The 14183-nt window shown below is 32.4% G+C and carries 12 protein-coding genes; all 12 read right to left on the reverse strand.

Features of this window, described 5'->3' with window-relative positions:
- Window positions 1-47: 47 nt before the first annotated feature.
- Window positions 48-668, reverse strand: a complete 621-nt coding sequence (locus OWM07_RS09720) for a class I SAM-dependent DNA methyltransferase (protein ID WP_423303528.1) — start codon at window positions 666-668, stop codon at window positions 48-50.
- Window positions 669-691: 23 nt separating this feature from the next.
- Window positions 692-1267 carry a Holliday junction branch migration protein RuvA gene (ruvA, locus tag OWM07_RS09725; RefSeq protein WP_423303529.1) on the reverse strand — a complete coding sequence of 192 codons (576 nt, stop codon included), beginning with the start codon at window positions 1265-1267 and terminating at the stop codon, window positions 692-694.
- Window positions 1251-1748, reverse strand: coding sequence for a crossover junction endodeoxyribonuclease RuvC (gene ruvC, locus OWM07_RS09730; protein ID WP_423303531.1), 498 nt, complete (start codon window positions 1746-1748; stop codon window positions 1251-1253). Before ruvC ends, ruvA begins: the two co-directional genes overlap by 17 nt.
- 3 nt (window positions 1749-1751) lie before the next feature.
- Complete coding sequence (locus OWM07_RS09735) at window positions 1752-2501, reverse strand: YebC/PmpR family DNA-binding transcriptional regulator (RefSeq protein WP_423303532.1); 750 nt, start codon at window positions 2499-2501, stop codon at window positions 1752-1754.
- A gap of 189 nt (window positions 2502-2690) precedes the next feature.
- Window positions 2691-4241 (reverse strand): 2-isopropylmalate synthase, encoded by a 1551-nt coding sequence (locus OWM07_RS09740; protein WP_423303533.1) that lies wholly within the window; start codon window positions 4239-4241, stop codon window positions 2691-2693.
- 69 nt (window positions 4242-4310) lie between these two features.
- A complete protein-coding gene (gene pssA / locus OWM07_RS09745; protein ID WP_423303568.1) occupies window positions 4311-5048 on the reverse strand; it encodes a CDP-diacylglycerol--serine O-phosphatidyltransferase in 738 nt (245 codons plus the stop codon).
- A complete protein-coding gene (locus OWM07_RS09750) occupies window positions 5041-5664 on the reverse strand; it encodes a phosphatidylserine decarboxylase family protein (RefSeq protein ID WP_423303534.1) in 624 nt (207 codons plus the stop codon). Before OWM07_RS09750 ends, pssA begins: the two co-directional genes overlap by 8 nt.
- Before the next feature lie 100 nt (window positions 5665-5764).
- Entirely contained in the window at window positions 5765-6781 is a 1017-nt protein-coding gene (gene ilvC / locus OWM07_RS09755) for a ketol-acid reductoisomerase (RefSeq protein ID WP_423303535.1), read from the reverse strand.
- Window positions 6782-6804: 23 nt separating this feature from the next.
- Complete coding sequence (ilvN, locus tag OWM07_RS09760) at window positions 6805-7311, reverse strand: acetolactate synthase small subunit (RefSeq protein WP_423303569.1); 507 nt, start codon at window positions 7309-7311, stop codon at window positions 6805-6807.
- A 10-nt stretch (window positions 7312-7321) separates the two neighbouring features.
- On the reverse strand, window positions 7322-9013 hold the full coding sequence (gene ilvB / locus OWM07_RS09765) for a biosynthetic-type acetolactate synthase large subunit (RefSeq protein WP_423303536.1): 1692 nt from the start codon (window positions 9011-9013) through the stop codon (window positions 7322-7324).
- An 11-nt stretch (window positions 9014-9024) separates the two neighbouring features.
- Window positions 9025-10683 (reverse strand): dihydroxy-acid dehydratase, encoded by a 1659-nt coding sequence (ilvD, locus tag OWM07_RS09770; RefSeq protein WP_423303537.1) that lies wholly within the window; start codon window positions 10681-10683, stop codon window positions 9025-9027.
- 82 nt (window positions 10684-10765) lie between these two features.
- Window positions 10766-13969, reverse strand: coding sequence for a sodium:solute symporter family transporter (locus OWM07_RS09775; RefSeq protein ID WP_423303538.1), 3204 nt, complete (start codon window positions 13967-13969; stop codon window positions 10766-10768).
- Window positions 13970-14183 lie beyond the last annotated feature (214 nt).

Genomic DNA, 14183 nt, shown 5'->3' on the forward strand with positions numbered 1-14183 from the left:
CCTTTAAGTAATAAATTGAAAGAATTTTTTAATCTAAAAAAGTTTAATTACTTACAATAGATATGTAGAAAAACTGGATACTCTTTTAATTGACCGTCTATATCCCTTTTAATAACATAAGGGATGTCAGATTTTACAAATTCAAAACCAATTTCTTTAGCATAATCTCTTAGTTTTGTTTGATTTATACCATTATGCACAGTTTCTTTATCTTTATGAAAAGATCCATCTTCCTCATCCAAATCAGCTAATGCCAAATAACCATCTTTCTTAATCATACTAAATAGCTTGTTTAATGCTGACTTTATGTCATTTATGTGATGAAAAGTCATCAGTGTAACAATCAAATCAAATCTTAAATTTGGTAAATTTTGATCTTTTGTAATATCAAATTTTAAAATTTCTACATTTTCTATTTTTAATTTATCTAATTTTTCCTTCAATACCTTCAACATATTTTGCGAGGCATCAATCATTACGATTTTCTTAACATCGTTTACAAAATTTATACCCAACAAACCTGTTCCACATCCAAAATCAGCTATTACCCAATCTTTTTTAATAGGAACAAGTTTTTTTATAGCATTAGCTACAGCTATACCTCTTTCAACATGCATAGGATTTTGATCATAAGTAAAAGCTGATTTATCAAACTTTTCTACACTCATATCCTGATTTTCTTTTGTCCCCTTTATGAAGTTAGTTGCTTTAAAGCTTCTTTCAATAATTCCTCAAAACTAAAATTATTTATATCTAATTTTTTTACAACCTTTAAACAATCCTGCTTTTTATATCCGAGATTAACAAGGGCACTCACCACATCTTCTAAAATTTGAACATCCCCACTTTCAATCTCAACTTCAACACTATCTAATTTATCTTTTAATTCCACTACAATCCTTTCAGCTGTTTTCTTCCCTATACCTGGGATAGAAGCCAATTTAATATGATTTTTTGTAGCAATACACTCCTTTAATTCTTCTACATTAAATCCTGACAGAATTGATAGCGCTAATTTTGGACCAACTTTTGAAACCTTAATTAGTAAATTAAAAAAATCTCTTTCATTTTCACTTATAAAACCGTATAAGCTGATACCATCATCTTTTAATATTTGTTGAACAAAAATCTTTACTTCATCCCCTTCATTAGGCAAATTTGAAAAAGTATTTAAAGAAATATAAATATGGTATCCAACACCATAAGCTTCAACAACAATAAAATCAGGTTTCTTAACACTGAGTTTACCTTTAATATAATTTATCATATCTATTACCTTTTAAAAATATAGCTAAACATATAGCACATGCAAGAGCATCAGATATATCATTTAAAACATCTTTTAAAGAAATGTTAAGCTGCATCTCAACCATTCTCCTAACCTGGTTTTTATCAGCTTTGCCATATCCAACAACAGATTTTTTAATCTGCAAAGCTGTAAACTGATAAACTTTTACATTTTGCATTAAAAGGGCTGACATAATAGCCCCACGAGCTAATCCCAAACTTATAGCAGTTTTAACATTTACAGAATAAAAGCTTTCCTCAATTGCTGCAAAGGAAGGGTTATATTTTTCAATAATTTCAGATACACCCTTCGATAAAGAAGCAATTTTCTCTACAACATCAAAACTACTTTTATTTTTAATTAATCTGTAATCTACAAATTTAAAGTCATTATTTTCAGATAATTCCAAAACACCTATCCCGGTTTTATTCAAACCGGGATCAACCCCAAAAATTATCAATATTTAAGCTCCCATTTCCTCCATAACTGAGTCATCTATATCGAAATTAGCATAAACCTCTTGAACATCATCAAGATCTTCTAAAGCTTCAATCAAGTTTAATAGTTTTTTTGCATTTTCCCCTTCAACTTTAACCGTATTTTTTGGTCTCATAGTAAGTTCTGCATATTCTAATTTGATCCCTTTTTCTTCCAAAGCTGTTTTTACTTTATAATATTCAGTTGGCTCTGTAACAACTTCATACATATCATCTTCTACTTTTAAGTCTTCAGCGCCCACTTCTAATACAATATTCATTAACTCATCCTCATCAATTGTCTCCTTTTTAATTCCGATAACTCCTTTCTTTTCAAATAGCCATGAGACACAACCAGCTTCACCCAAGCTTCCACCTCTTTTTGTTAAAGTACTTCTAACTTCAGCAACAGTTCTATTTTTATTGTCAGTCAAAGCCTGAACTAAAATAGCAACACCACCTGGACCATACCCTTCATATATAACATCCTCAAAGTTAGCCTCATTCCCTTCACCAGTACCTTTTTTAATAGCTCTTTCCACATTTTCCTTTGGCATATTGGCTTGTCTTGCCTTTTCTAAAGCAACTCTCAGACGAGGATTCATTTCAGGGTCACTTCCACCCATTTTAGCAGCAACCATTAACTCTCTTGCTATTTTTGTAAAAATTTTACCTTTTTTTGCGTCTTGAGCAGCTTTTCTATGCTTTATATTAGCCCATTTACTATGGCCAGCCATGTAATACCTCCATACTGAGTTGTCGCCACTATATAGTTTAAATAAAATAAGTTTGCAATATTAAAGTTAATAAGGCTTATTTTACTTTAAAATTTTATAAGATGCTTTTTGATAAATAAATAATTATTTCTAATTATCCTGAAACAATAGCTCTTTGAAATCAAATAAGGGGGAACCTCCCCCCTTTTTTTAAATTGTTTCCTTTATCTCTTTTTTATTATTTTTCCTGCTGAGATATCTGTTAAGTGCATGTAAATACGCTCTTGCACTTGCCTCCACTATATCTGTAGAATAACCTTTGCCTGTTATATCAAATCCAGACTTTTCAAATTCTACACTAACAGTAACTTCACCTTGAGCATCTTTACCAGCTGTCACAGACTTAATATTGTATTTTTTTAGTCTTCCCTGAATACCAGCTATTCTTTCAATAGCTTTAAAAGCCGCATCAACTGGTCCATCACCTATTGATGCATCAATTATTGTATTTCCATCATCTTTAACAAGCTCAATTGTAGCAGTTGGGATAGCATTATTTCCACTTACAACAGTTATATTTTCTAAAGAGTAATATTCTCTAACTCTACTCATTTGATTTTCAACAATTGCTTCTAAATCTTCGTCATAAACCTCTTTTTTCTTATCTGCAAGCTCTTTAAATCTAGAATACACTATCTCAATCTCTTCTTTTGATAGTTCATAACCTAAATCTTTTAATCTTTGCATAAGAGCATGCCTTCCAGAATGCTTACCTAAAACAAGCTTGTTTGATGGTATACCAACACTTTCAGGTGTCATAATTTCATAAGTAGTTCTCTCTTTTAACACACCATCCTGATGGATACCAGCTTCATGTGCAAAAGCATTTTTACCAACAATAGCTTTATTCGGTTGTACCTCAACCCCTGTTATAGAAGTAAGCAACTTACTAGTTCTATATATTTCTCTTGTATTTACATCCGTATATACAAAATCAAAAATATCTTTACGAACATTTAATGCCATAACTATTTCTTCTAAGGATGCATTACCTGCTCTTTCTCCTATACCGTTTATGGTACATTCAACCTGTCTTGCACCTGCATTAACCGCTGCAATAGAATTTGCAACTGCCAACCCAAGATCGTTATGACAATGTACACTAATAATAGCTTTATCAATATTTGGCACTTTATTTAACAATGTACTAATGATCTTTTCAAATTCCATAGGAACAGTATATCCAACAGTATCTGGAATATTTATCGTACTTGCACCTGCATCTATTACAACTTCAACAATTTTACATAAAAAGTCCAAATTCGTTCTTGTTGCATCTTCAGCACTAAATTCAACATCATCACAAAGATTTCTTGCAAACTTTACAGCATCTCTAGCTATTTCAATAACCTCTTCAGGATCTTTTTTTAACTTGTACTTCATATGAATATCTGATGTAGCTATAAATGTATGAATTCTTGGTCTTTTAGCAGACTTTAATGCATCCCAGCCAACCTCAATATCTTTTCTGTTTGCTCTACACAAACCTGCAACAATTGGATTTTTAACTGTTTCGGCAACCCTTTTCACAGCTTCAAAATCCCCAGGTGATGAAATTGGAAAACCAGCCTCAATGACATCTACACCAAGTTTTTCAAGCTGAACTGCCATTTTAAGCTTCTCTTCTACATTCATACTAAAACCTGGGGCTTGTTCGCCATCTCTTAAAGTTGTGTCAAAAATTATCAATTTTTCGCTCATTTTATTTCCTCCTTTTTAAAAATAATCTAAAAAAAAAGGCCTCAACCCTGGAAGGTTGAGGCCTTTTAATTACTTAATATGCCCCTCTTTGGCCTCCAGGGTTCGATGTCTAAAAACTTTTAAGAGCTCGAGGAGGAGACCAGATAATGCATAAACTATAAAAAATACAAACAAAAATATTTCAGGATAAGAACCGATTATAATAATCATTAAAGTAAAACCTACCAAAAGCCTAAAAGGTTTTACCCCATGCAATTCAATCTTTTTAAAACTATAATACTTAACATTGCTTACCATCAAAAACGCGAGCAAATAAATAAACAAAACAAAACTAAGTGGTATAGTCAACCCATCAGGAGTCCCTATAAGTTCTTTAACAAAAAGTACACTTGATGCAATTACGCCAGCAGCAGCTGGAATAGGCAAACCAATAAAATATCTATTATCTAGTTTTTTGGTCATAACATTAAACCTAGCCAATCTCAGAGCACCACAAGCCACAAATAAAAAGGCAGCCATCCAACCCACTCTACCATAAGGGATAAGAACCCAATTATAAACCAGTAATGCTGGTGCAATCCCAAAGGCAATAATATCACTTAGTGAATCCATCTGAATCCCGAAGTCGCTGGTTGCATGCAACATTCTAGCTACTTTTCCATCTAATCCATCAAATATAAATGCAAAGAGTATAGCATAAGCAGCAGGCACAAACTCTCCGTTTACAGATGAAATAATTGAATAAAAACCTGAAAACATACTCATCAAAGTTATAAAATTAGGTAAAACATACTCTTTTTTAATCATGCTTTTCATACCTTGCTATTATAGTTTCACCTGCCTTAACTCTATCATTTAATTCAACATTTATATGAAAATTAGTTGGCAAATACAGATCTACTCTCGATGAAAACTTTATTATCCCTATTCTATCACCAATTAATACTTTATCACCTTTTTTCACATAAGCTACTGTTCTCCTTGCCACAAGGCCAGCCACCTGTTTTAAAACTACTTCACCATAATTAGTAGCTATTCTGATTATATTCTGCTCATTTTCAAATGAACTTTTAGGATTATCAGCAGCTAAAAATTTACCAGGTTTATGCTCTACTGAAACTACCTCACCATCTAAAGGGGCTCTATTAACATGAACATCAAAAATATTCATAAAAATAGAAATTTTTTTAAAAAGTTTATTATCAAACTCTTCTTCAGTAATCTCTACAACCTTCCCATCAGCTGGTGAAACTACAATATCTTCATAAGGGGGTATATCCCTTTCAGGATCCCTAAAAAACCAAATAAATAGCAATAATAATATAATTAAAATAGTTAACAATATACCTTTAGGCAAAATCAATAATATCAAAAATGCAATTAATGTAATTAAAATAAAAGGGAACCCTTCTTTTGCTATCAACTCAACTCTCCGTTTTTAATGTATTATATATTGTTTTTAACAATAATAGCAATAGAAAAAATAATTGCTGCCACAGCTGAAAATGGCAGCAATTATCTTACTAATTTTTATCTGTATCAACTATTTTTGATTTTCCAAGCCAGCTCATCATACCTCTTAATTTTTTACCTACAATTTCTATTGGATGGTTCTCATCTGCCTTTGTTAAGGCATTAAATACTGGCCTACCAGCTTTATTTTCCAAAAGCCACTCTTTAGCAAACTGACCACTTTGAATCTCGTATAAAACCTTCTTCATATTCTCCTTAACTTCAGGAGATATTACACGAGGACCTCTTGTCAAATCTCCGTATTGAGCAGTATTACTAATAGAATGTCTCATGTTAGAAATACCACCCTCATAAAGAAGGTCTACAATAAGTTTTACCTCATGCAAACATTCAAAATAAGCCATTTCAGGAGCATATCCAGCTTCAACCAAAGTTTCAAAGCCATATTTAATTAACTGTACTAAACCACCACATAGCACAGCTTGCTCACCAAAAAGATCTGTTTCGGTTTCCTCTTTAAATGTTGTCTGAAGCACACCAGCTCTTGCACCGCCTATTGCTGCAGCATAAGAAAGGGCAACATCCAAAGAATCCCCGCTATAATCTTGCGCAACAGCTACTAAACAAGGAACTCCTCCCCCCTTAACATATTCAGCCCTAACTAAATGCCCTGGACCTTTAGGAGCAATCATAATAACATTTACATTCTCAGGTGCTACAATCTGCCCAAAATGCACATTGAATCCATGAGCAAAAGCAATATAATTACCTTCTTTCAAATAAGGCTCAATAGACTTTCTATACAAATCACCTTGCGTTTCATCAGGAGTTAAAATCATAATTACATCAGCCCATTCAGCTGCTTTTTCAACCTCCATCACTTTTAAACCAGCTGATTCAGCTTTATCCCATGACTTACTACCTTTTCTCAAACCTACAACTACATCCACACCACTATCTTTAAGATTATTAGAATGGCCATAGCCTTGACTGCCATAACCAATTACAGCAACCTTTTTAGATTTAATTAAATCAAGATTAACATCTTTTTCATAAAAAACTTTCATAAATCCACCTCTTTTTTCTATTTTTATGATGTTTTACTATAATCAGGTGTTGCTTTGCTCCCTCTTGCAATAGCAACAAACCCTGTTTTTATTACCTCAATAATACCATAAGGTTCAAGCACTTTCAAAAATGCTTTATTTTTATCATCAGTTCCTGTAATTTCAACTATTAAAGAATCACCCGTTATATCTATAACTTTACCTCTGAATGTATTAATAATATTAAAAATATCTGGTCTAGTTTTTGAAGTAGCATGAACCTTCACTAGCATCATTTCACGCTCAATATGATCCATAGTAGTAACATCTCTGACCTTAATTACATTTATTAATTTTCTAAGCTGTTTAATTATCTGCTCTATAATCCTCTCATCTCCAGTGGTTACAATTGTCATTACTGAAAACTTAGGATCATGAGTTGTATTTACAGAAAGACTTTCAATATTATAACCTCTACCACTAAAAAGACCAGCAACCCTTGATAATACACCAAATTTGTTTTCAACTAAAACAGAAATTATATGTCTCATATTTCCCATATTAATCCCCCAAAATCATTTCATTTAAAGCAGCTCCTGCTGGAACCATAGGGAACACATTCTCTTCTCTATCCACAACAAAATCCATTAAGACGGGTAAATCTTTAATTTTCATCGCCTCTCTCAATATCGGCTCCACATCTTCAGGTTTTTCTGCTCTAAAAGCGGGACATCCATAACTTTCAGCCAGCTTTAAAAAGTCAGGCTGACATTCAAGACAAGAATAAGAATATCTATTATTAAAGAATAAGTTTTGCCACTGCCTTATCATACCTAAAAATTTATTATTTAATATTGCTACTTTAACACCCACTCTATACTGTACAGCGGTGCATATCTCTTGCATATTCATAAGAAAACTTCCATCCCCTGCAATATCAAAAACCTCTTTTTCAGGTCTCCCGATCTTAGCTCCTATCGCAGCTGGAAAACCAAACCCCATTGTGCCTAAACCGCCAGATGAGATAAATTGTCTAGGGTCTTTGAATTTATAAAACTGACCAGCCCACATCTGATTCTGTCCAACCTCAGTGCAAATAATAGCATCCCCTTTTGTAACTTCATATATCTTTTCTACAACAAATTGTGGTTTTATTAACTTCTTACTTGGCTTATATGAAAAAGGATGTTTGCTATCCCAAGCCTTTATCTGTTTAATCCAAGCTTCTCTATCTTTTTTACGCTTATCCCATTCATAACTACCGATATATTTTAAAATTTGATTTAATACTATTTTACAATCTCCAACAATTGGTATATCAATCACAACATTTTTACTTATTGAAGCTGGATCAATATCAATATGAGCAATTTTAGCATGTGGTGCAAATCCATCTAATCTGCCTGTTGATCTATCCGAAAATCTTGTCCCAATCGCTATTATAAAATCTGTTTCTGTCATAGCCATGTTTGAGGCATAGTTTCCATGCATCCCTAACCAACCGATAAAATTAGGATGATCGCCTGGAAAACCGCCCAACCCCATAAACGATGATATTACTGGTAAGTTAATTTTTTCTACAAACTCTACTAACTCTTTTTGAGCATTGCTTATTCTAACTCCACCACCCATATAAACAACAGGCTTTTTAGCATTTTCTAAAGCCTTTAGTAACTTTTTAATCTGCATTGGGTGACCTTCATAATTTGGATTATACCCAAGTAACTCAACCTTTTCAGGATATTTAAACTTAGCTTTTGAAGCAACCACATCCTTTGGCAAATCAATTACAACAGGGCCAGGTCTACCTGTCCTTGCAATATAAAACGCTTCTTTTATTGATGGTGCTAACTCTTTAATATCTTTTATTAAGTAACTATGCTTTACAATTGGTCTTGTTATACCAATGATATCAGCCTCTTGAAAAGCATCTCCACCAATTAAAGACGTAGGGACCTGTCCAGTAAAAACAACAAGTGGAACAGAATCCATATAAGCATTAGCTATACCAGTTACTAAGTTGGTAGCACCAGGACCACTAGTGGCCATACATACACCAACTTTTCCTGTAGCTCTCGCATATCCATCAGCAGCATGAATACCACCTTGTTCATGTCTTGGCAAAATATGCTTAATCTCAGCATCAAATAATGTATCATAAATACTTAATAACACACCACCTGGATAACCAAAAATAACCTCAACATTTTCTTTTTTTAAGCATTCAACTAATATTTCTGCACCTGTCATCATAGACATTTCTCCTACTGCATTTTTTTAAATATAGCACCTTCTGCAGCGCTACTAACATTTAAAGCATATTTATATAAATAACCTTTTTTAATTTTTGGTTCTGGTTTAACCCAATTTTTCCTTCTATTATTCAACTCATCTTCAGAAACCAACAATTCGATCTTTCTTTCAGGAATATTGATATAAATTTCGTCCCCATCTTTTATCAATGCAATGACTCCGCATTCAGCAGCCTCTGGGGAAATATGCCCTATACATGGTCCCCTTGTGCCGCCAGAAAACCTCCCATCAGTAATTAGCGCCACTTTGTTAAGCCCCATACCAGCAATTGCAGCTGTAGGAGCAAGCATTTCCCTCATACCTGGGCCACCTTTTGGCCCTTCATACCTAATTACTACGACATCACCATTTTCGATTTTTCCGCTCATTATAGCATCCATTGCGTCTTCTTCTGAATCAAAAACTTTTGCCTTACCTTTAAAAACCATCATATCTTGGGAAACAGCTGATTGCTTTACTACACAACCCATAGGTGCCAAATTCCCTTTCAATACAGCAATCCCACCTTCTTTATGATAAGGGTTATCAATAGGTCTAATAACATCTTCATTAAAAACAAGCGCTTTTTGAGCTATCTCCTTAACAGTCAAACCAGATACTGTAATATTATCTTCCAATATAGTCTCAAGTCTTTTAAATACTGCAGGAATTCCACCTGCGAAATCTAAATCTTCCATAAAATATTCCCCACCAGGTCTAAGATTACTAATATGGGGAACTTTTTTACTTAATGTATCAAATAATTCCAAATCTAATTTTACACCTGCCTCATGAGCAATAGCTGGTAAATGAAGTGTTGTATTTGTAGAACCACCAAGTGCCAAATCTACTATAACTGCATTTTTAAAAGCTTTTTCATTTAAAATATCCCTCGGTTTTATATTTTCTCTAACCAAATCACAAATCCTTACTCCACTATCAAATGCTATATGTTTTTTCTTTGACATTACAGCTAAAGCAGTCCCACAACCTGGAAGGCTCATCCCCATTGTTTCAGTTAGACATGCCATAGTGTTAGCAGTGTAAAGCCCCTGACAAGAACCAGCAGAAGGGCAAGCACATTGCTCCAGATTACTCATTTCAAAATCATCAATTTCACCTTTTTTATATTTTGCCATAGCCTCAAAAGTATCTCTAACAAAAGACCTTCTTTCCCCCCTCCAATTTCCACTTAACATTGGACCAGCAGTAACAAAAATAGATGGCACATTTAATCTGGCTGCTGCCATGAGCATACCTGGAGTAATCTTATCGCAATTTGTTAGGAAAACCACACCATCAAGCTGATGTGCTTCTACTACACACTCTATTATATCTGCTATCGCTTCCCTGCTTGGCAGTGAATAATGCATCCCTTTATGCCCCATAGCAATACCATCACAGATACCTGGAACTGAAAATATAAAAGAATAACCTCCACCAGAATGTACACCTTTTTCGATAAATCTTTCTAAATCTCTCATACCTGAATGGCCAGGAATCAGATCAGTAAAACTTGAGCAAATACCTATAAAGGGTCTATCCAAAGAGCTTTTTGGAACACCGCTACCATGTAATAAAGCCCTATGTGGCGCTCTTTCTAACCCTTTTTTAATATTCTCACTTCTCATTGCAAATCTCCTGTTAAATTTAGCTTAAATTTGTTTAATAACTATCACAGGAATTATCTATTTTCAATCAGTTTTTATTAACTTATATAAATTTTATACCAACCATCGTTACATCATCTTTTTGTTTGTTCTCGCCAATAAATCTTAATAATTCATCATAAACATGAGCAATTATCTCATCAGAAGAAAACCCACAATTATTTTTGATAGTTAATAATAAGTTATCAACTCCGAAAAACTCGTTTTTACTATTTTCCGCTTCAGTAACTCCATCAGTATATAAAAATAAAAAGTCCCCGTTATAGAATTTATAATCATACTGAGTAAAAGAATAATCTTTTAAAACACCAAGCAAAGGATCTCCACCTTCTAAAACAACTGTATCATTATTTCTACAAATAATAGGTTTTGGATGACCTGCATTCACATAGGTTATTTTCTTATTTTGTAAATCAACTCTTAAATATACAAGTGTTATTATAAATTCTAATTTTTCTAAATCATCATAAATTTCCAAATTAAGTTTATTTATTATATCTTTTGGCTGTAAATTTGGATTGGTCGCAATTATACTTTTTAGTAAAGATCTTACCTCAGACATCAATAACGCAGAGGCCACATTATGCCCTGAAACATCAGCAATCACTACATCCAGTATATTGTTGCCCAACTCAAAGTAATCGTAATAATCTCCTCCTACAAACTCATAAGCAAAACAGACACCAGAAAACTCAATCCCTTCTATTTGAGGAGCTTTTTGAGGTAAAAGGGATCGCTGAATACTTCTTGCAATTTCAAGCTCTTTTTCGATTTCCCTCATTTTAATCAATTCTTTTGTTTGTTCATAGCTCTTTATGGAAAAAGCAATTTGATGAGCAACACTTTCTAAAATTGAAACAAACTCAGTAGTGTACATCCCTTTATAAATTTTGGAAAAAAATGAAATTACGCCCTTAACTTCACCTTCTATAATTAAAGGAAGATGACAAAAAGATATATAGCCAGCATCTTTAAGGGCTAATACATTCTCATTTACTGGGACTAGATTTATATCATTTACAGCAACAGGTTTCTTTTCAAGAATACACTTACCTACAAATGAAGAATAAAGCTCAGTAATTTCTCTATCAAGATCCAAATTATGAGACAACTGCCCTGCATAAGCCCTAAGTCTTAAAGTATTTTCTTCTAATACCCTCAAAACAACTAAATCAAATTTAAAAGTTTTCTTTAATAAATTAAGGGATTTTAAAAGCTTTTGATCCAAACTTCCAATATTAGAAAATATCTTTGAAATTTCAAGCAAAACATTTAACTCAGAAACCCTTTTAACCAAGGTATCTTTAGATTCCCCAACACTATAAGAAAGTAAATCCTTAAAAATATCGAGTACCTTATCTTCACCTTTACCAAGCATCTCAAAATAGGAATCCATAATTAATTTTGATGCACCTGGACCAATTATTTCCGATATTACTTTTTCAGAGTAGTCTCTCAACTCTGCTAAATCTGCCATGTTTAACTCAGGAACATCCTTCCCTTTTTGTGCTAAATATTGCTTTAATTTTTCTTCAGCTAACTTTTCTCCTAAAAACTTCGAAAGTAGCGTAAAGATATCATCATAACTCAATCCAACTATAGTTTTCTTCTTCACTTTTATTATTTCTTTTAGATAAAATTCCCTTTTAAAAATTATTGCTGTTTCCATTTCTGTTTCTGACTGCTTGGTAATTAATGATACTATTACCAACATAGATACATTAAAAAGCATGCTCCAAAAGAGTGAATGCGACCATATATCAAGTGAATCTAAACCAAAAAGTGCGTACGGTTTTAAAATAGAAATACCAAAAATACCTTCAAACATTATGCTTTCAGAAATTAATCCTGCGTTAACCATATCAGGTATAATAAGTGTAAAAAACCAAATAATAAAACCTGCAATAAGTCCAGCAATTGCACCTTTTTCGTTAACCCTTTCCCAAAATAAACCAATTATAATTGGTGGTGCAAATTGGCTAACAGCAGCAAAAGAGGTAAGACCTATACTTACTAAAGAGAAATGTTTCCCAATGTATTTAAAATAAAAAAAACTAACAATAACAATCAACACTACAAGAAAACGCTTAAAAAATATTAATCCAAAAGATAAATCAAATTTAACTATCTTTTTAACAAAAATCGGGATTATAATATTGTTTACCACCATATTTGCAATACTTACCGAAGAAACTATAACCATCCCTGAACCTGCAGCTAACCCACCTAAATAAACCAATATTAACAATATATTATTTCCATTATTTTTTAATATATTTAAAAAATAGTAATCAGGATCTCCTGTGTTATTAAAAACTATAATACCTGCAAAGGCTATCGGTATAACAAACAAATTTATAATAAACAGATATAATGGAAATAGATACATCGCTTTATCAATATGATCAACATCCAGATTTTCCACAACAGACATATGAAATTGTCTTGGTAAAAACATCACTGCAAACATACTAAGCATAATCATCGTAAACCATTGAAAATAACTATTAACCGAACCTTTTATAGTGATTAGAGCGTCTAATTTATTAGCTATTAAGATATTTTTATGATTAGCCATTTTTTCAATAATATCTGAAAACCCATTAAACATAAAAAATGTAATAAAAACACCACCAATTACAAATATAACAAGCTTGAAAATCGATTCAAAAGCAATAATTGATATTAATCCAGGATGTTTTCTGGCTTCTGAAACATGCCTCGTCCCAAAGAAAGCACCAATTAAACCGATAATTAACGAAAAATAAAAAGAAATATCTTTAAAAACAGTAACCTGATTTTTTAGGTCTCCATCAGATACAAGCAAAAATGTTTCTGTAATTGCTTTAAGTTGCAAAGCTATATATGGAATAATCCCAAAAATACAAAACAGTGATACAATAATTCCAAGATATTTTGATTTCCCATATCTAAAACTTATGAAATCAGCTATTGATGTAATATTATATTCATCAGAAACTCTAATAATATGCTTTAAGAATATCCACCAAGTAAACACCACTAAAGTTGGGCCAATATAGATCGTGATAAAATCAATACCTGATGTTGCTGCCTTACCAATAGAACCATAATAAGTCCATGTAGTGCAATAAACTCCAAGTGTTAATGAATAAATGTAAGGATTAGATATAATTTTTTTATTATTCTTAAAAAGTTTTTCACCATAATAAGCTATTATAAAAAGAGATAAAAAATATGCTCCCGTAAGGAGATATACTAATTTCATACTATTGTTTCCGTTTTCTTAAAAAATATACAAAAACAAAAACTACAAAAATAGAAAAAAACCAACCAATTATAAAGTATAAATAGATAAGTGGTATTCCATAGACAAACACTCTTTTATCAAAAATAGTAATAAAAGGATAATTTATAAAAATAAAACCTAACATAAATAAAAAAAACCATATAGCTGTTATCCTGCTCATATTATTATTATA

It is taken from the genome of Deferribacter thermophilus (assembly GCF_049472675.1).
Taxonomy (GTDB): Bacteria; Chrysiogenota; Deferribacteres; order Deferribacterales; family Deferribacteraceae; genus Deferribacter; species Deferribacter thermophilus.